Raw genomic sequence first — 18768 nt, forward strand, 5'->3', positions numbered from 1 at the left:
GCCGGAACAACCGCGCGGGGCGTGATCTTGGGGCGGTGTACAAGCCCGTAACCCGCCCTCCAGACAAAACGGGTAACCAAAGGGAGTATAACATGAAACTCACCAAGACTCTGCTGGCGACCTCGGCCCTGACCGTTGCTGCGACCGGCGTCTTTGCCGAAAGCCATGGCAACATGGCGATGGACATGACACTGGTCAGCTGGGGTGGTGCCTATCAGGCGTCGCAGCAGAAAGCCTATGTCGAGCCCTATCTGGCCGCGAACGCCGGTGTGTCCGCAACCTGGGACGAAAGCTCGTCCGAGGCGGTGGCCAAGCTGCGCGCCATGAACGAAGCCGGCAACATCACATGGGATCTTGTCGACGTGGAGGCCGCCGATGCCATCCGCCTGTGCGACGAAGGTCTGGCGATGGAAGTCGACCACGACGAAGTGCTGGCGTCCGCGCCTGACGGCACATCGGCCTCGGATGATTTCGGCGACATGATCGTCTCCGACTGCTTTATCCCGCAGATCGTGTTCTCGACCACCTTCGGCTACCGCACCGACCAGGTGCCTGAAGGTGCCGAAGCGCCGACCGGCGCCTGTGACGTCTTCGATCTGGAAACCTATCCGGGCAAGCGCGCGCTGAACAAACAGCCGATCGCCAACATGGAATGGGCGCTGCTCTGTGACGGCGTGGACTACGCGGACGTCTACGACATGCTGGAGACCGAAGAAGGTCAAGAGCGCGCGCTGGCAAAGCTGGCCACCATCAAGGACGAGACCATCTGGTGGTCCTCTTCCGCAGAGCCGATCCAGCTGCTGGCGGATGGCGAAGTCTTCATGGCGTCGGCCTACAACGGTCGCCTGTTCTCGGCCATCGTCGAGCAGGACCAGCCGATCGGCATGGCCTGGGAATGGCAGATGTTCGACCTTGACGGCTGGGTGATCCCCGAGGATCTGCCCGAGGACCGTCTGGCCCGCGTGCTGGACTTTGTGAAGTACGCCACCGACACCCAGCGTCTTGCCGATCAGGCCAAGTACATCTCCTACGGTCCGGCCCGCGAAAGCTCGGCTCCGCTGGTGTCGACCCATGCCGAACTGGGCATCGAAATGGCGCCGCACATGCCGACCGATCCCAACAACGCGCAGAACACCTTTGTGAACAACTACAACTGGTGGGCTGATTACCGCGACGATCTGGACGCCAAGTTCCAGGCGTGGCTGGCGCAATAAGGCATTTGGGGTGGCGGGATGATCCCCGCCACGCCGCCTGAGACCGTTCGTGGCGGGTGTCGCACCCGCCACGAACCAACAAGACGGACAGGGGACAGGGGCGCGACATGCCAAAGGGCTATATCATCGGCCACATCACCGTGAACGATCCCGAGGCGTACAAAGAGTACGTCGCCAAGGACACCCCGCTCCTGATGGGTTTGGGTGGGCGTTTTCTGGTTCGCGGCGGGCAGGCCGAGGTTGTCGAAGGTGCCGCCGAGGACCGCCACATCGTCTTTGAATTCGACAGTTTCGAGGCCGCAAAGGCCGCGTATCACGACCCCGACTATCAGGAGGTCGCCAAGATCCGCCATGCCTCTGCCAGCAGCACGATCATGGTTGCCGAAGGCAACGACGAGGATCTGCCGGACCCCGCAGGCGGTACGCCGCTGGGCTATCTGATTGCCCATGTCACGGTGCACGACCCGGAGGCCTATCGCCCCTACGTGACCGGCAACACGCCGATCATGCGCGGCTACGGCGCGCGCTATGTCGTGCGCGGCGGTCAGGCCGAGGTGCTGGAGGGCGATCTGGGCGGACGCCATGTGGTGATCGCCTATCCAAGTTTCGAGGCCGCCCGCGCGGCCTATCATGATCCGGCCTATCAGGAGGTCGCCGCAATCCGGCGCGACTTTTCCGAAGGCACAATTATTCTTGTGGAGGGCGCCGCGTGACCGAGACCACCCAGACCACTTCGGGCCCGATGCTGGCCGCCGATGGCACACCGCTCAAGCGCAGCCTTGCACGGGCGCTGCGGGCGCAAAAGCTGCGGGCCCTGGCGCTGATCGCGCCGCTGCTGCTGTTTGTGCTGATCACCTTTATCGCGCCGATCGCGGACATGCTGTTCCGTTCGGTTGATGACAGCCAGCAGGGCACGGTCCACGGGACCATGCCGCTGACCGCCGCGGCGATCAAGGATTGGGACGCCTCCACCGGCGATCTGCCCGGCGTCGCGGTTTTCGATGCCGCCTACACCGATCTTTTCATTGCCGCCGAGAACAAGCTGCACTCGCGGGTCGGCTCGCGCCTGAACTATGAAAAGACCGGCAGTTCGTCGCTGTTCCGCAAGACGGGCCGTGGTCTGGACGACATCGGCGAGGTCTATCAGGACCAGTTCAAGGACCTCGACGGCGATTGGGACGAGGGCGAGCCTTGGGCCGAACTGATGGGCGCGCCCGACTGGCTGAAGGCAATGGAAGGCTGGGAAAAGGGCGACCCGCTGCCCGCCTTCGAATTGCGCGACGGGGTGGCCGACCTGCTGCCGCGCACCGCCGAGATCTACCGCGCCTTTGCCGAGTTCACGATTGAGGAAGACGAGAAAAGCCTGCTCAAGGAAGAACCGTGGAGCATCGTGCACACCCGTCTGTACGAAGACCTGCGCGACGGCGATTTCGCAAGCTATTCCGGCCCGCGCGCCGAGATGCTGAAAGCGGCCGATGCGCTTGTCGACAGTCCCGATTTTGAGACCATCGCGCTTAAGGACGGGTTCGAGCAGATCGACAAGGATTGGCTGGACGTCGACCTCTGGCAGACGATCAAGGCCTATAGCTCGGCCTATACCTCGGGGTATTTCCTGAACGCGGTCGACATGCAAAAGACGCCCGACGGCGTGGCCCTGCGCGACGAAAAAGAGCGCATCTATGGCCTGCTGTTCAAGCGCACCATGTTCATGTCGCTGATGATCACCTTCAGTTGCATCATGCTGGCCTATCCGGTGGCCTATCTGCTGTCGAACCTGCCGATGCGCACGGCCAACCTGTTGATGATCCTTGTGCTGCTGCCGTTCTGGACCTCGCTTCTGGTGCGCACAAGCGCGTGGAAAGTCATGCTGCAACAGCAAGGGGTGATCAACGATGTGCTGGTCTGGATCGGGCTGGTGGGTGATGACGCGCGTCTGGTGATGATCAACAACCAGTTGGGCACGATTATCGCGATGACGCATATCCTGCTGCCCTTCATGATCCTGCCGATGTATTCGGTGATGTCGACGATCCCGCCCTATTATGTGCGCGCGGCCAAAAGCCTTGGCGCGACGAACTGGACGGCCTTCTGGCGGGTCTATTTCCCGCAATCGGTGCCGGGCATCGGTGCCGGGTCGATCCTCGTCTTCATCCTTGCCATCGGCTATTACATCACCCCCGAAATCGTCGGCGGCACGACGGGTACGTTCATCTCGAACCGGATCGCCTATCACATCTCGTCCAGCCTCAACTGGGGACTCGCGGCGGCATTGGGGTCGATCCTGCTGGCGGCGGTCCTGATCCTCTACTGGGCCTATGACCGGATTGTGGGCATCGACAACGTCAAGCTGGGGGGCTGAGGATGGTCTTTACGGCAACGCAGTATCTGACCAACGACCGGCGGCGTGCGACGCGCCCGACCGCCGACACAGAACGCGCGCACGCGGCGCAGATGAAGCAGGGGAGCTGAACCATGGCTGTCGAGACACAAGCCGTCAAACGACCGATCCAGTTCGCGGCCCCGGTTGCGGGGGCCGCTGGCGCCTTTGCAGGGGTATTCGTCGGCGCGGCCAACGGGTCTGTCCTGCTTGGCGTGCTCATCGGCTTCGTGCTGCTTGCCGCGATTGCCTTTGTCCTGCTCGAGGTGCTGGACCCCGGACTTGAGAAAATCGCCAAATGGGCGCTGATCGCGGCCATGGCGGTGGCCGGGTTCCTGCTGGGTGGTTTGCCGGGGTTGGTGGTCGGGGGGCTGTTCGGCTGGTTTTTCGGCTGGTTCATCTATTGGGTAGGCATGGGGCGTTACCGGGTGCCGCTTCCGCCCTACCTGACCTCCGGGCAGGTGATGTGGCACTACGGCTTTCGGGTGATTTGCGGGGCGATCTTTGTCTTCCTGATCACGCCGATCCTTGTGGTGATGCCGCTGTCCTTCAACGCGCAGGACTTCTTTACCTTCACGCCAGAGATGCTGCGGTTTGACCCGGCGGGCTATAGCCTCAAGCATTACCGCGATTTCTTTACCTCTAGCGAATGGCAGCAGGCGCTGCGCAACTCGCTGATCATCGCACCGCTGGCGACGATCCTTTCGGTCAGCTTCGGGACGTTGGCGGCCATTGGCCTGTCCGGAGAGCATGTCCCCTTCCGCCGCGCGATCATGGCGATCCTGATTTCGCCGATGATCGTGCCGCTGATCATCTCGGCGGCGGGGATGTATTTCTTCTACTCGCGGATCGGTCTGCAAGGCACGCTGCTGGGCGTCGTTCTGGCCCATGCCGCCCTTGGCATTCCCTTTGTGATCATCACCGTGACGGCGACGCTGGTCGGCTTTGACCGGTCGCTGACTCGGGCGGCGGCGAACATGGGGGCCGATCCGGTCACCACCTTCTTTCGGGTGCAGATGCCGCTGATCCTGCCGGGGGTGATCTCGGGCGGGCTGTTCGCCTTTATCACCTCCTTCGACGAGGTGGTGGTGGTGATCTTTGTCGGTTCGGCCCGGCAACAAACGCTGCCGTGGCAGATGTTCACCGGCCTGCGCGAACAGATCAGCCCGACGATTCTGGCGGTGGCGACGATTCTGGTGATCATCTCCATCGCGCTCTTGACCACGGTTGAACTGTTGCGGCGGCGGTCCGAAAAGATGCGTGGGCTGAGTCCCGGCTAAAATTAGCATTATCCGCAGATTCAGGCGCGGCACCCCGGTGTCGCGCCTTTCGCGTTTAGACTTCGCAAAGGGAATTGGGTCTAGTGTCGCCCCCAAACAGGAGGCGTCGCATGTCCGAACTCGATCCCGCATTTCCATCCGGGGTGTCAAACTCTGAGGCCAAGTTCCAACTGGCAGAGGCGTTTTATTCACGCACTGACAAACGCGGGGTGATCCAGGCCGGGAATAACGTATTCCAACGGGTGGCCGGGCACGACTGGGAAAAGCTGATCGGCGCGCCGCACAAGCTGATCCGCCACCCTGACATGCCGCGCGGCGTGTTCCATCTGCTTTGGGAACGGTTGAAGGCGGGACAGCCGACCGCCGCCTATGTCAAGAACCGCCGGTCCTGCGGAAGATTCTATTGGGTCTTTGCGCTGTTCGCACCGACCGAGGATGGCTTTATCTCGACCCGGATCAAACCGACCTCGCCGCTGCGGTCCGAAGTCGAGGAAATGTATGCCGACATGTCCAGGCGTGAAGCGGCGGGCGCCAGCCCTGCCGAAACCGCCGAGGATCTGCGCGCCTGGATCGAATCCAAGAGCTTTGTCAGCTACGACGCCTTTCAGAGTCACGCTCTGGCGACCGAGTTCGAAGCGCGTTCGCGGCAGTTGGGGCGCACGCTCGATCCCAAGCTGAAGCGATTTGTCGACATGACGCGCGCAATTTCCGACGTCTGGGATGAGGCCGACCGCATGACCGAGGCGTTCAAGGCGATCCGCACCGTCCCGATGAACATGCGCATCATTGCCTCGCGGCTGGAAAATGCCGGCGGGCCGATCAGCGCGATTTCGGTCAACTACAGCCAGATGCTTGAAGAGATGTCGACATGGGTGAAAACCTTTGTCGATGGTGATGACTGCGTCTTTGCCCATATCCGGCGTGCGGTCCTGATGGGGCAGTTCCTTGCCTTCGCCGCGGCAACCGAACGCGAGATGATCTTGAATTTTGAGGCCCCGGACGATGTTTACCCGGAGGCGGTGGACGCCGTACAGGAAATTGCCCAACTGACCGACCATGAACGGCGGTTCGCGCAGCAAACGGTCGACAACCTGTCAGCCGTCGAACGGGAGGCGCGACGGTTCGCGCATAGTGTGCTGGACATGAAACGCTATGTCACCGGGCTCAGCTCGACGCGCATGATGTGCAAGATCGAAAGCGCGAGCCTGTCCGAATCCGGAACCGCCCTGACCGGAATCGTCGAGCAACTGGACAGTTGTCAGGAAGAAATCGAGGAAAGACTGGCGCGGGTGATGGACCTGAACGCGGTGATCCAGAACAACACCTCGATGTTGCGGTCGATGTTATGAGCGGCAGGGCGCGGCGGGTGACACACCCGCGTTCAGCCTATGTGGGACAGGCCGCTCCGGCCTTCCGGGCTTGCGGCGGACGCGGCCTATGACAGAGCAAATGCCCGCCTTCACGGCAGACACCGCCTATGCCGCATCCGAGGTACAGTACCCGCTTGCGGACCTGTTCTATTCGCGCACCGATGCACGGGGCGTGATCAAGTCGGCGAACGGCGCCTTTCAGCGTGTGTCAGAGTATCCATGGGACGGGTTGATCGGCGCGCCGCACAAGATCGTTCGCCATCCGGACATGCCCAAAGGCGTCTTTGAACTGCTCTGGGACCGGATCAAGGCGGGAAGGCCAACCGGTGCCTACGTCAAGAACCGCTGCAAGTCCGGGCGCTATTACTGGGTGTTTGCGCTGGTTTCGCCAGCGGACGGGGGATATATTTCGACCCGGTTGAAACCGACATCCGATCTCTTTGGCCAGATTTCAACGGTCTATGCCAATCTGCTGGAGCGCGAAAAGAAAGACAGCATCAGCCCGCGCGACAGCGCCCGGCTCCTGGAAGAGGCGGTGCAGGCGCAGGGATACTCCGGCTACGATTCCTTTCAAAGCCATGCCCTCGCCTCCGAGTTCGAGTCGCGGGTGCGCGGCATGGGGCAGGCGATGGACCCGCTGCAACGCCGTTTTCTGGACATGTCGCGGGCGGTCACACAAGTCGCCGTCGAGACCGCCGAAATGACGGAATCCTTCACCGCGATCCGCACCGTTCCCATGAATATGCGCCTCATCGCCTCAAGGCTGGAAAGCGCCGGCGGGCCAATCAGCGCGATTTCCGTCAACTACAGCCAGATGCTTGAGGAAATGTCGACATGGGTGCGCACCTTTGCTGATGGTGAGGCCTGTGTTTATGCCCGGATACGGGACGCCATCCTGCGCGGGCAGTTCCTGAGTTTTGCAACCCAGCTCGAACGGGAAATGATCGAGGGGTTTGGGCGCAACGGGGCCGATTATCCCGACCGGATCGACATCGCGGGCGAAGTCGCCGAGGTCGAAAAACACCGGAAAAGGTTTCTGGACGAGACGGTGACCGCGCTCGACAAGGTCGAGTCAGAGGCCAAGCGTTTCGCCCGCAGCGTATTGGACATGAAACGCTATGTGACCGGGCTTAGCTCGACCCGGATGATGTGCAAGATAGAAAGCGCCAGCCTGTCGGGGTCTGGCACCGCGTTGACCGGAATTGTCGAACATCTCGACGACTGCCAGAAGGAAATCGAACAACGCCTTGCCCGCATGATCGACCTGAATTCGGTGATCCAGACAAACACGGCCATGTTGCGGTCGATGCTTTATCATCCCTGACCAAAGCGCCCTGGCAATCCGGTCCGGGCGCACAAGGCGCGGCCCCATTCGGATGTTGTGACACGGGGCAGGGACCGGGTCTTTATCTCAGCAAGGTGGGGTGCCGGTCCCGGCGATCCGATGGTCCGGCGATGTCAGCGCAAAGCGGCAGGGCACAGGACCCTGCCGCCGGGATGCAAGACATCAATCAGCTGCGGACCAGCTTTTCATAGTCTTCGGAGATGCTGCGCGTCAGGGCGCCGACCTCAAAGTTGAAGTCGCCGATCTGGCCCACGGGTGTGACCTCGGCGGCGGTGCCGGTCAGCCAGCACTGTTCAAAACCCTCCATCTCTTCGGGCATGATGTGACGCTCATGCACCTTGATCTGCTTGTCCTCCAGCATCCCGATCACCGTCTGGCGGGTCAGCCCGTTGAGGAAGCAGTCCGGCTTGGGCGTATGGACCTCGCCGTCCTTGACGAAAAAGATGTTGGCCCCGGTCGCCTCGGCCACGTAGCCGCGGTAGTCCATGAACAACGCGTCGGAACAACCCTTGGCTTCTGCCGCGTGTTTGGACGTGGTGCAGATCATGTACAGACCGGCGGCCTTGGCATGCACGGGAATCGTCTCGGGCGAGGGGCGCTTCCACTTGGAGATGTCGAGCTTGGCCCCCTTCATCTTGGCGTCGCCGTAGTAGTTGCCCCAGGCCCAGGTCGCGATGGCCAAACGCACCGGATTGCGGGCCGAGGCGACCCCCATGTCCGGTCCGGCACCACGCCACGCCACCGCGCGCACATAGGCATCGGTCAGCCCGTTGGCGGCCAGAACGGCCACTTTGGCAGCCTCGATCTCATCGACGGTATAGGGGATCTCAAAGTCCAGTTGGCGGGCCGAGAAATGCAGTCGCTCAGAGTGCTTGCGGGACAGGAAAATCTTGCCATTGTAGCAGCGCTCACCTTCGAAGACAGAGCTGGCATAGTGCAGCCCGTGGGTCAGTACGTGCACATTGGCCGCCCGCCAGTCCACCATCTGGCCATCCAGCCAGATCTTGCCGTCGCGATCGTCATATGCTCCATCTGCCATCTTGTTTCTCCTAACGTGCAGCGGGTCGATTTTTGCGATTGTTGCGCGGCTTGCGTCCGAAACGGACATAAAGTTGCGCCAAATCTGCGACTCGCTACCAGTTCGCTCTTGGAATGTCAACAAGGCTGACTTAAAGTGCCTCCGGGCCAGACGAGGGTGAATGTTACATGTCAGAGGGGCGTACACCGCAGGGCGAGACCCTGCTTTACCTCACCGATGAGCAGTTGCGGCAGGGCGCAGAGGCAATGTTCTTTGCCTACCGGGGCTTTACCGCTGATCCCGACCGGATTCTGGACGGGCTGTGCTATGGTCGGGCGCATCACCGCGCGCTGCATTTCATCCACACCGCTCCGGGCACGACGGTGAACAATTTGCTGAACATTCTCGGGGTCACGAAGCAGTCTCTCAACCGGGTGCTGCGCACATTGATCGAGGACGGTCTGGTCGAGAGCCGCGTGGGCCGTGTCGACAAGCGCGAGCGGCACCTGTACCTGACCGAAGCGGGTGACGTGCTGGAGCGGCAACTGTCGGATGCGCAACGCATGCGGATGCGCGCCGCGTACCGGGATGCGGGACCAGAGGCCGTGGCGGGCTTTCGCCGCGTGCTGGAGGCGATGATGGACCCGGAGATGCGCAGGCAGTACCACAGGCTGAGGGAGGGCCGGGGATGAGCGAGAATGACGCCCATCTGTTGATCGTCGATGACGATGAACGGATTCGGGGGCTGCTGCAAAAGTTCCTGATCCGGAACGGATTCCTTGTCAGCGCGGCGCGGGATGCCGCCCATGCGCGGCGGCTGTTGTCTGGCCTGGATTTCGACATGATCGTGCTGGATGTGATGATGCCGGGAGAGGACGGGGTCAGCCTGACCAAGGGCATTCGCGAGACCTCGCAGACGCCGGTGCTGTTGCTGACCGCCCGGTCCGAGACAGAGGACCGCATCAAGGGGCTGGAGGCGGGGGCGGACGACTACCTTGCCAAACCCTTCGAGCCCAAGGAACTGTTGCTGCGGATCAACGCCATCCTGCGCCGGATGCCCGAGACAACCGCCGAATCCAGCGTGCCCAAGCTGCTGACATTGGGTGAGATTCGCTATGACATCGAACGCGGCGAGATGTGGCATGGCGAGGATCTGGTCCGCTTGACCGCAACCGAGAGCCAGCTGATGCGGATCTTTTCCGCGCGCCCCGGTGAACCGCTGAGCCGGGCGAACCTGGTCGAGGAACTGGGCCGCGACAAGGGACAGGCGCAGGAACGCGCGGTGGACGTGCAGATCACCCGGCTGCGGCGCAAGATGGAGGCCGATCCGAAGCAGCCTCGTTACCTGCAAACGGTGCGCGGTGCGGGATATATGCTGGCCCCCGACTGACGGCCGGATTGACGGGTTGCGGCGCGGGCCGTTTCGCGTTTTTGTCGGACGGTGGCGCTGCGGGATCGGGCGCTTTTCGGGTATTTTTACAGAGAAGAAACTGGGGGCACGATGGCAACGGCACTCTTTACCCATGCGGATGCGCTGGATCACGTGACGCCCGAGGGCCATCCGGAACGGGTGGCGCGGGTCGAACATCTGTTGCATGCATTGGCCGGGCTGGACCTTGTGCGGGAAACCGCGCCGGAGGCCACAGAGGCGCATCTGCGGCTGTGTCACCCGCAGCGTTATATTGACCGGATCAGCGCGGCCATTCCCGACAGTGGCCAGGTTCAGCTGGATGCGGATACATGGCTGTCGTCGGGGTCCTTTCGGGCCGCCGTGCGCGGGGCTGGCGCGGCTGTTGCGGCGGTGGATGCGGTGATGGCGGGACGGGTGGCCAACGCCTTTTGCGCCATGCGCCCGCCGGGCCACCATGCCGAAACGGAAACGCCGATGGGGTTTTGCCTGTTCGGCAACGTCGCCATTGCCGCGAAACACGCGCTGGAGGCGCATGGGCTGCGCCGTGTGGCGGTGGTCGATTTCGACGTGCATCACGGCAATGGCACGCAGGACTTGCTGTGGGACGAGGCGCGCACATTGTTCATCGGCTCGCACCAGATGCCGCTTTGGCCCGGCACCGGGGGCGCCGAGGACCGTGGCGCGCATGACAATGTGCTCAACCTGCCGCTGCCGCCCGGATCGGGTGGCGCCGAGATGCGCAGCGTCTGGACGCCCGCGCTGTCGCGCATCCGTGCCTTTCAGCCCGAATTGCTGATCATCTCTGCCGGGTTCGACGCGCATCAGGACGATCCGCTGGCGCAACTGGCGTGGAACGTGGACGATTTCCGCTGGATCACCCGCGCCTTGTGCGATGTGGCGGCAGAGACCTGCGGCGGGCGCGTGGTGTCCTGCCTCGAAGGGGGGTATGACCTTGGCGCGCTCAGCGCGAGCGGCAAGGCGCATGTGGAAATCCTGATGGAGGCGGGCCAATGAGCGAGACCCCGGTCGAAGAGATGAGTTTTGAGCAGGCCATGAGCGAACTGGAAAAGGTCGTCGGCATGCTGGAGCGTGGCGATGTGGCGCTTGAAGAGTCGATTGACCTGTATGAGCGCGGCGCGCAGTTGAAAAAGCGCTGCGAGCAAAAGCTGAAAGAGGCCGAGGAAAAGGTCGCCGCCATCACGCTGGACGGCGACGGCAATCCTGTGGGGACGAAGCCTGTCGAGGGGCTCTGATGCCGTTTGACGACGGGCTGGCGGCGGCGGCCTCTGCGATTTCCGCGCATCTGGATACGGTGCTGGCCAGCTATCCAGATCTGCCGGTGACGCAGGCGATGTGTTATGCGGTTGCGGGTGGCAAGCGCCTGCGCGGCTATCTGGTGCTGGAAGGCGCGCGTTTGCATGGCGTGGGCCTGGACCGCGCGATCTGGCCCGCCTGTGCCATCGAGGCGATCCATGCCTATAGCCTTGTCCATGACGATCTGCCGTGCATGGACGATGACGATTTGCGGCGTGGCTTGCCCACGGTGCATCGCAAGTGGGATGAGGCGACCGCCGTATTGGCGGGGGACGCGCTGCAAACCCTTGGGTTCGAACTGGTGGCGCGGGCCGAGTGTCATGACGATGCTTTGGTGCGGGCGGATCTGGCGCTCAGCCTTGCGCGGGCCTCTGGCGCGCGGGGCATGGTATTGGGGCAGGCGCTGGACATGGCGGCGGAACAGGCGGACGCGCCACTGACGCTGGACCAGATCACCGCCCTGCAAGCGGGCAAGACAGGCGCGCTGATCTGCTGGTCGGCGGAGGCGGGTGCGCGGATGGCGCGCGCCGATCTGACACCGCTCACGGGGTATGCGCAGCGCCTTGGCCTTGCCTTTCAGATCGCCGATGACATTCTGGACGTCGAGGGCGACGCCGCGCAGATGGGCAAGGCGGTGGGCAAGGACGCGGACCGGGGCAAGGCGACCTTTGTCAGCCTGCTGGGTCTGGACGGGGCGAAACGCCGCGCACAGAGCCTCGTGACAGAGGCGTGCGACTGCCTATCTGTATATGGCGCAGAGGCGACAGGCTTGCAGCAGGCGGCGCGCTTCGTTATTGCGCGGCGGACCTGATCAGACGGAGGCTGCCCTATGACCGACCGGCCCCAGACCCCCTTGCTCGACCGGGTGACATCCCCGGCGGACCTCAAACAGTTCTCCGATGCCGAGCTGGAGCAGCTTGCCGAAGAGCTGCGGGCAGAGACAATTTCCGCCGTATCCGAAACCGGCGGCCACCTTGGCGCGGGCCTTGGGGTGATCGAACTGACGGTGGCGCTGCATGCGATCTTTGACAGCCCGCGCGACAAGATCGTCTGGGACGTCAGTCATCAGTGTTACCCGCACAAGATCCTGACCGGGCGGCGCGACCGGATCCGCACCTTGCGCCAGAAGGACGGGCTGTCGGGGTTCACCAAGCGGTCTGAGTCGCCTTACGATCCCTTTGGGGCTGCGCATTCCAGCACCTCGATCAGCGCCGCCCTTGGGTTTGCCGTGGCGCGCGATCTGGGGGGTCTGTGTGACACCGGGCACGGCGATGCCATCGCGGTGATCGGCGACGGTGCGATGAGCGCGGGCATGGCATTCGAGGCGATGAACAACGCGGGCCATCTGGGCAAGCGGTTGATCGTGATCCTCAACGACAATGAGATGAGCATCGCGCCGCCCACCGGGGCGCTGTCCTCCTACCTCAGCCGTCTGTACGCCGAAGCGCCGTTTCAGGATCTCAAGGCCGCCGCCAAGGGCGCGGTGTCCTTCCTGCCGGAACCGTTCCGCGAAGGCGCGCGCCGCGCCAAGGAGATGCTGAAAGGCATGACCGTGGGCGGGACGCTGTTCGAGGAACTGGGGTTTTCCTATCTCGGGCCGCTGGACGGGCATGATCTGGACCAGTTGTTGCCGGTGCTGCGCACCGTGCGCCAGCGCGCCACCGGGCCGATCCTGATCCATGTGCTGACCAAAAAGGGCAAGGGCTATAGCCACGCCGAGCACGCCCCGGACAAGGGGCACGCGCGGGCGAAATTCGATGTCGTCACCGGCAAGCAGAAAAAAGCGCCCTCCAACGCGCCCAGCTATACCAAGGTCTTTGCGCAGGCGCTGTTGCAGCACGCCGCCGACGATCCGCGCATCTGCGCGGTGACCGCGGCAATGCCGGACGGCACCGGGCTGGACCTGTTCGCCGAACGCTATCCCTCGCGCTGTTTCGATGTCGGGATTGCCGAGCAGCATGGCGTCACCTTTGCCGCCGGTCTGGCGGCAGGCGGGATGCGGCCGTTCTGCGCGATGTATTCGACCTTTTTGCAGCGCGGCTATGATCAGGTTGTGCATGACGTGGCAATCCAGCGCCTGCCGGTGCGTTTTGCCATCGACCGCGCGGGGCTGGTGGGCGCCGACGGCGCGACCCATGCGGGAAGCTTTGACGTCGCCTATCTGTCGAACCTGCCGGGTTTTGTCGTCATGGCGGCGGCGGACGAGGCAGAGTTGAAACACATGGTCGCCACCGCTGCGGCGCATGACGAGGGGCCGATTGCCTTTCGTTATCCGCGCGGTGAGGGCGTGGGCGTTGAGATGCCCGAACGCGGTGAGGTGCTGGAGATCGGCAAGGGCCGCATGATCCGTGAGGGCAAAGGCATTGCCATCCTGTCCTTTGGCACGCGGCTGTCCGAGGTGCTGAAAGCCTGTGAGGCGCTGGAGGCGCGCGGCGTATCCCCCAGCGTGGCCGACGCCCGCTTTGCCAAACCGCTGGACCGCGAATTGATCCTGCAACTGGCCCGTGACCATGAGGCGCTGATCACCATCGAAGAGGGCGCGATTGGTGGCTTTGGCAGCCACGTGGCGCAATTGCTGGCCGAAGAGGGCGTGTTTGACAGCGGGCTGAAATACCGCTCGATGGTGCTGCCCGATACCTTTATCGACCACGCCAGCCCAAGCGATATGTATGCCGCGGCCAAAATGAACGCGCCAGATATCGAGGCAAAGGTGCTGGAGGTTCTGGGCGCAACGGTGCTGGACAAGCGGGCCTGACAGGCCCGCTCAGACCAGCCCGACCCAGATCGAGACCAGCGCCAGCGTGATCAGACCGGCCTGAATGTATCCTGCCAGCAGGTAAATGCCGTCGCGCGTCATCACGCCGAACATCATCATCGCCACCGCCCCGGCGAAGAAGGATGTCACGAAAGGCAGGATTTCGAGAAACGGCCAGGACAGCGCGATCAGCGTGACCGCCGCAAAGGCGATGGGCCTCACCGGGCGGGAGGTCAGCAGCTTGAGCCGTCCGCTGCTGTGCCGATCCATCCAGCCTGCGGGTTTGCGCAGCCAGTCGATTGCCTTGGTCATCTTTTTCGCGCTGACACGGCGGCGGCGCAGAAAGCCGGGCAGCCACAGATGCCGCCGCCCCAGCAGCGCCTGAATCGACACCAGCATAGTGATCAGCGCGCCCAGTGTGGGACTGCCCGGAATACCGGAAATCGGTGAGACCAGAACAATCGCAGGCACAAGGATCACGGCGGCAAAGGACTGATCGCCCACGCGGTTCAGCACGTCGCCGACAGAGACATGCGTGTCGTTCTCGCAGGGGCGCATGGCCTCCAGCAATTCCCCAAGGGATTGCGGACTGCGTTTGGGGGGGGACCCGGTCGTTTCGGGGTCGGCGGTCATCATTCGGATGCCTGTTCGGCGGCGAGGATTGCCGCCAGCGCGCTTTGATAATCGGGATAGCGCAGGGTCACGCCCAGTTCCTTCTTGATGCGCTCGTTAGAGACGCGTTTGCTTTCACCATAGAAACTGCGCGCCATCGGGGACATGTCCGCCTCGTCAAAGGGCACTTCGGGCGGGACGGGCATGCCCAGCATCTCGGCGGCGCAGGCGATCACGTCCTGCGGCGGGGCAGGCGCGTCATCACACAGGTTGTAGACGGCGCCGGGATTGGGCTGCGCGATGGAAGCACGCAAGACCTGGGCAATATCCTCGACGTGGATGCGCGAAAACACCTGATTGGGCTTGATGATCCGGCGCGCGGTGCCGTTGCGCAGCTTGGCAAAGGGGCCGCGTCCGGGGCCGTAGATGCCCGCCAGACGGAAGATATGCAGCGGCAGATCGGGGATGTCGGCCCATGCCTGTTCGGCGGCGACCCGCATCTGGCCGCGTTTGCTCGACGGGGTCAGGGGCGAACCCTCATCGACCCAGCCGCCCGCGTGGTCGCCATATACGCCTGTGGTCGAGAGATAGCCCGCCCACTCCAGCGCGGGCGCGCGACGGGCGATGTCCGGACCGATCATGCGCAGGGCGGGATCGCCCCCGGCATCCGGGGCCGCCGAGATCAGCAGATGGCTCGCGCTGTGCAGCGCCTCTGCCACGGCCTCCGCCTGCCACAGGATCGGGGTGATCCCGGTGGCGGCAAGCTGCGCCATCTTGTCGGCGCTGCGCGTGGTTCCGATCACCTGCCAGCCCACGGGCAGCAGCAATTTGGCTAAGGCGCGGGCGGAAAATCCGTGGCCAAGGGAAAGCAGGGTCTTTGTCATGCGATCTAGGTGGCGCTGTGGGCGTCAAGATGCAAGCCTTGACGCGATGTCGCAGGCTGTGTCGAGGCGCGGTCCGGCGCCGGTCGTGGGCTGCCTCTGGCGAGCTTTCGCCGACGCGACCGCTGCGGACTCGCACGGTTGAAAAACGCGGGCTAGAGCAATTACAGTTCGTCCGGAGATTCCGCCATGTTGGCCCGTCGCGCCTTTCTGATCACCGCCCTTGCCGCCGTTGCGGGCTGTTCCACCGCCCCGCGTGAATCGCTTGCCGGGGGCAAGCCGACGCCGATGGCGCTGCCGCTGCACCCCAATGAAACGCCAGAGCTGCGCGCCAAGATCAACAAGTGGGCCGACCATTACGGCCTGCCGCGCGGGCTGGTACATCGTCTGGCGATCCGCGAAAGCACCCATAACCCCAAGGCACGCAGCGGACCGTATTGGGGCCTGTTGCAGATCCTGCCGCAAACCGCGCGGACCATGGGCTTTCAAGGCCAGAACAAGGATTTGCTGGATGCGGATACCAACCTGAAATACGGGCTGAAGTATCTGAAAGGCGCCTATGTCGTGGCGGATGGAAACTGGGACAATTCCATCAAGTGGTACGCGCGCGGGTACTACTACGAGGCCAAGCGCAAGGGGCTGCTGGTCGAGACCGGATTGCGACCGGGCTGAGCCAGAGCCGATTTTTCGACGAAAAATCGTTTCACCCGTGGCCCGGTTTCCGTCTAGGCTGCACAACCATGCAGGATGATCCCGATCTGGAAACCGCCTACGGGCTGGAAACCCCCGACGACAACCGCAGGCTTTATGCGCAATGGGCCGCGACCTACGATGTCGAATTTGCCGTGGACATGGATTACATGCTGCCGCTGCACGTGGCCGAGGCCTATGCCGCGGCGGGCGGGCAGGGGCCGGTGATCGACCTTGGCGCAGGCACCGGCCTGCTGGGGGCCGCGCTGAAAACGTGCCGCATAGGCCCGGTCGAGGCCACCGACCTGTCGCAAGAGATGCTGGATGTGGCCGCGCAGAAAGGTCTGTATGACCGGCTGTTCACCGGCGACCTGCTGGACCGCCTGCCGGTTGACGATGGCAGCTACGCCGGGGCGGTGAGTTCCGGCACGTTCACCCACGGACATGTCGGCCCCGAGGCGCTGGACGAGGTGCTGCGCGTGGTGCGCCCCGGCGGCATCGTGGCCCTGTCGATCAATGCCGAACACTGGGCGGCCAAGGGCTTTGCCGCGCGGTTCGACGCGCTGGGGCCTCGGGTCTCGGATCTGTCCCTGCGCGAGGTGCGGATTTTCGGGCCGGAATCAACCGGCCCGCGTGCCAGAGATCTCAGTCAGGTGGTCACCTTCACCCGCGTCTGACGCTCAGGTCGCGTAGTCTGACCCTTCTTCGTCGAGGATCTTCTTGAGTTCGTTCAGGTGGTGATCGTCGCCACCGGGATACTCTTCGATCTCGCGCGCGGTCTTTTCGGCCACTTCGTCTGACAGGATGTCCAGCGGCAGCCCGGTTTGCAGCGCGGTGATATAGACCTGCGCGGCCCGCTCGAACAGGTAGAGCCGGTTAAAGGTCTCGGCCACCGTATCACCAATCACCATCACCCCGTGGTTGCCCATCACCAGTGTCTTGACCTTGGGATCGGCCATCAATTGGGCACAGCGAATGCCCTCTTCCTCGAACGCCAAGCCGCCATAGCTGTCGTCCACCGCCTGCCGGTTAAAGAACATCGCCGCGTTCTGGTCCAGCGGCGGCAGGCGCTTGTCCTTGAGGCAGGCCAGCACGGTGGCGTGGATCGAATGCACATGCATCGCGCAGCGCGCATGCGCGCAGTGGCGATGCAACCCGCCATGCAGGCCCCATGCGGTCGGGTCCGGCGCGCCGGGGCGGTTCAGCGTCTCGGGGTCGTTGGCATCGACCACCAGCATGTCCGAGGCCTTGATCCGTGAGAAATGCACCCGGTCCGGGTTCATCAGGAACTTGGTCCCGTCCTCGTTGATCGACAGGCTGAAATGGTTGGCCACCGCCTCGTGCATGTCCAGACGCACGGTCCAGCGGAAGGCGGCGGCAAGATCGACGCGCTCTTGCCAATAGTCGATGTTGGCGATGTTCTGTGGTGCGTTCATGGAGGCCTCCGGGGTTAGGCGTGTTTGCGCAAACCCTATCAGCGGCCACAGCTCTCGCGCAATGTATCGTAGGCTTGCTGCGCCTCTTCGGTATCCCACTGGCCGCGCAGCGTGCGCTGGCGGTCGCCGGAAAGGACAAAGACCTCATAGCCGATCTGGTCACTGGTCAGCAGCGTTTCCAGCAATCGTTCGGGGGAGTCGCGCAGCGTCCACGCCCATTCGCCACGTGACCGAAACAGGATATCGCGCAAGCCAAGAGTGATCAGGTGATCCGCCGTGTCGTCAAACAAATCGCCGCCTTCGAAATCAACGAACAGCGCCACGCTGCCCGCCAGATCGACGGTCAGCAACAGGCGGTCGCGCCCCGGCAGGCGCGCATTGGTGGCCATCCAGCAATAGCCGTCATCCTCGAACAGCGCCCAGTTGGTCAGCCGGTCGTTGCGGTGGATTTCCGTCTGTGCCGAAATGGGCAGGGCGGTGCAGAGCGTTGCGACAAAAGCAATGAGAGCGGGGGTAAAACGCAGGGCCATCAGAGGTGTCCGAATGATTATCGAAGAAAGCTGAGATCCAGTCTAGCGCCACTGGCGCGCCGGGAAAACAGTCACAGCACCCGTGACGGCACCCAAGCATAGCCGTCGGGGCAGATCAGGTAACATTCGCGCAGCCCGTGCGGCTTGTCCGTGGGGGGCTGGAGGATGTGCATGCCCTGCGCCTCGGCCAGGGCCGCCGCCGCGTCGGGGTCGCTGTCATACAGCCGCAACTCGGCGCCTGCGCCGCGCGGACCCGCCTCTGGCAGATAGGACAGGTAGGGATTTGCGGAATAGGTGCCGTCTGCGTGCAGCTGGAACACCGCCGCGCCGTAGCGGACGATGGCGAAATCCGCGCTGACCCGATGCGCTGTCATGCCAAAGACGCTTGCCAGCATGGCACCGGAGGCGCGCACATCCCGCACCAGCAGGTTCAGTCCCAGCCCGCGCAGCGACGCGCCGAAATCGCCCGGCGTTACAGTCTCGTAATCCATGTCAGCACCTGTGACCTTATCGTCAGCTTGAACCCGCGTCCCGG

20 protein-coding genes are annotated in these 18768 nt (G+C 63.4%); 14 read left to right on the plus strand and 6 right to left on the minus strand.

The window, feature by feature from the left end; genetic code table 11:
* Positions 1-92: 92 nt before the first annotated feature.
* The 6 genes from ACN0S5_RS04490 to ACN0S5_RS04515 all read left to right on the plus strand — a co-directional run bounded on the left by ACN0S5_RS04490 (position 93) and on the right by ACN0S5_RS04515 (position 7565).
* The gene (locus ACN0S5_RS04490) at positions 93-1214 is read left to right on the plus strand and encodes an extracellular solute-binding protein (protein ID WP_417206347.1); all 1122 of its coding nucleotides are present in this window, start codon (positions 93-95) and stop codon (positions 1212-1214) included.
* 107 nt (positions 1215-1321) lie between these two features.
* Entirely contained in the window at positions 1322-1927 is a 606-nt protein-coding gene (locus tag ACN0S5_RS04495) for a DUF1330 domain-containing protein (protein ID WP_417206349.1), read from the plus strand.
* On the plus strand, positions 1924-3573 hold the full coding sequence (locus ACN0S5_RS04500) for an ABC transporter permease (protein WP_417206351.1): 1650 nt from the start codon (positions 1924-1926) through the stop codon (positions 3571-3573). Before ACN0S5_RS04495 ends, ACN0S5_RS04500 begins: the two co-directional genes overlap by 4 nt.
* A 113-nt stretch (positions 3574-3686) precedes the next feature.
* A complete protein-coding gene (locus tag ACN0S5_RS04505) occupies positions 3687-4871 on the plus strand; it encodes an ABC transporter permease (protein WP_417206354.1) in 1185 nt (394 codons plus the stop codon).
* Positions 4872-4981: 110 nt separating this feature from the next.
* The gene (locus ACN0S5_RS04510; RefSeq protein ID WP_417206356.1) at positions 4982-6220 is read left to right on the plus strand and encodes a PAS domain-containing protein; all 1239 of its coding nucleotides are present in this window, start codon (positions 4982-4984) and stop codon (positions 6218-6220) included.
* Positions 6221-6308: 88 nt separating this feature from the next.
* A complete protein-coding gene (locus ACN0S5_RS04515) occupies positions 6309-7565 on the plus strand; it encodes a PAS domain-containing protein (RefSeq protein ID WP_417206358.1) in 1257 nt (418 codons plus the stop codon).
* Between the two features lie 187 nt (positions 7566-7752).
* Here ACN0S5_RS04515 and ACN0S5_RS04520 read toward each other — a convergent pair whose 3' ends face one another.
* Positions 7753-8625: a branched-chain amino acid aminotransferase gene (locus ACN0S5_RS04520; RefSeq protein ID WP_417206360.1), complete on the minus strand. Its 873-nt coding sequence runs from the start codon at positions 8623-8625 to the stop codon at positions 7753-7755.
* A gap of 167 nt (positions 8626-8792) precedes the next feature.
* Here ACN0S5_RS04520 and ACN0S5_RS04525 point away from each other — a divergent pair, with 167 nt between their 5' ends.
* The 6 genes from ACN0S5_RS04525 to dxs all read left to right on the plus strand — a co-directional run bounded on the left by ACN0S5_RS04525 (position 8793) and on the right by dxs (position 14084).
* A complete protein-coding gene (locus ACN0S5_RS04525; RefSeq protein WP_417206362.1) occupies positions 8793-9296 on the plus strand; it encodes a MarR family winged helix-turn-helix transcriptional regulator in 504 nt (167 codons plus the stop codon).
* Positions 9293-9994, plus strand: a complete 702-nt coding sequence (locus ACN0S5_RS04530) for a response regulator (RefSeq protein ID WP_417206364.1) — start codon at positions 9293-9295, stop codon at positions 9992-9994. Before ACN0S5_RS04525 ends, ACN0S5_RS04530 begins: the two co-directional genes overlap by 4 nt.
* A 111-nt stretch (positions 9995-10105) precedes the next feature.
* A complete protein-coding gene (locus ACN0S5_RS04535; protein WP_417206366.1) occupies positions 10106-11029 on the plus strand; it encodes a histone deacetylase family protein in 924 nt (307 codons plus the stop codon).
* Positions 11026-11268: an exodeoxyribonuclease VII small subunit gene (locus tag ACN0S5_RS04540; RefSeq protein WP_417206367.1), complete on the plus strand. Its 243-nt coding sequence runs from the start codon at positions 11026-11028 to the stop codon at positions 11266-11268. The genes ACN0S5_RS04535 and ACN0S5_RS04540 overlap by 4 nt, the downstream gene beginning before the upstream one ends.
* Positions 11268-12140, plus strand: coding sequence for a polyprenyl synthetase family protein (locus tag ACN0S5_RS04545; protein ID WP_417206369.1), 873 nt, complete (start codon positions 11268-11270; stop codon positions 12138-12140). The genes ACN0S5_RS04540 and ACN0S5_RS04545 overlap by 1 nt, the downstream gene beginning before the upstream one ends.
* Positions 12141-12158: 18 nt before the next feature.
* Positions 12159-14084 (plus strand): 1-deoxy-D-xylulose-5-phosphate synthase, encoded by a 1926-nt coding sequence (gene dxs / locus ACN0S5_RS04550; RefSeq protein ID WP_417206371.1) that lies wholly within the window; start codon positions 12159-12161, stop codon positions 14082-14084.
* Between the two features lie 9 nt (positions 14085-14093).
* Here dxs and ACN0S5_RS04555 read toward each other — a convergent pair whose 3' ends face one another.
* Positions 14094-14720, minus strand: a complete 627-nt coding sequence (locus ACN0S5_RS04555) for an exopolysaccharide biosynthesis protein (protein WP_417206373.1) — start codon at positions 14718-14720, stop codon at positions 14094-14096.
* The gene (locus ACN0S5_RS04560; protein ID WP_417206374.1) at positions 14717-15580 is read right to left on the minus strand and encodes an SDR family oxidoreductase; all 864 of its coding nucleotides are present in this window, start codon (positions 15578-15580) and stop codon (positions 14717-14719) included. Before ACN0S5_RS04560 ends, ACN0S5_RS04555 begins: the two co-directional genes overlap by 4 nt.
* 186 nt (positions 15581-15766) lie before the next feature.
* Here ACN0S5_RS04560 and ACN0S5_RS04565 point away from each other — a divergent pair, with 186 nt between their 5' ends.
* Together ACN0S5_RS04565 and ACN0S5_RS04570 are read left to right on the plus strand one after the other, a co-directional pair.
* Positions 15767-16249 carry a transglycosylase SLT domain-containing protein gene (locus tag ACN0S5_RS04565; RefSeq protein ID WP_417206375.1) on the plus strand — a complete coding sequence of 161 codons (483 nt, stop codon included), beginning with the start codon at positions 15767-15769 and terminating at the stop codon, positions 16247-16249.
* A gap of 68 nt (positions 16250-16317) precedes the next feature.
* The gene (locus ACN0S5_RS04570; RefSeq protein ID WP_417206376.1) at positions 16318-16944 is read left to right on the plus strand and encodes a class I SAM-dependent DNA methyltransferase; all 627 of its coding nucleotides are present in this window, start codon (positions 16318-16320) and stop codon (positions 16942-16944) included.
* A 3-nt stretch (positions 16945-16947) separates the two neighbouring features.
* Here the strand turns inward: ACN0S5_RS04570 and ACN0S5_RS04575 are convergent, their stop codons facing one another.
* From ACN0S5_RS04575 to ACN0S5_RS04585, 3 genes are all read right to left on the minus strand, one after another.
* Positions 16948-17703: a class II aldolase and adducin N-terminal domain-containing protein gene (locus ACN0S5_RS04575; protein WP_417206378.1), complete on the minus strand. Its 756-nt coding sequence runs from the start codon at positions 17701-17703 to the stop codon at positions 16948-16950.
* A 38-nt stretch (positions 17704-17741) separates the two neighbouring features.
* Positions 17742-18233 (minus strand): hypothetical protein, encoded by a 492-nt coding sequence (locus tag ACN0S5_RS04580; RefSeq protein WP_417206380.1) that lies wholly within the window; start codon positions 18231-18233, stop codon positions 17742-17744.
* 71 nt (positions 18234-18304) lie between these two features.
* Positions 18305-18724, minus strand: coding sequence for a glyoxalase (locus ACN0S5_RS04585; RefSeq protein ID WP_417206382.1), 420 nt, complete (start codon positions 18722-18724; stop codon positions 18305-18307).
* Positions 18725-18768: the final 44 nt, after the last annotated feature.

The organism is Antarctobacter sp. (assembly GCF_048262615.1).
In the GTDB taxonomy this organism is placed as follows: domain Bacteria; phylum Pseudomonadota; class Alphaproteobacteria; order Rhodobacterales; family Rhodobacteraceae; genus Antarctobacter.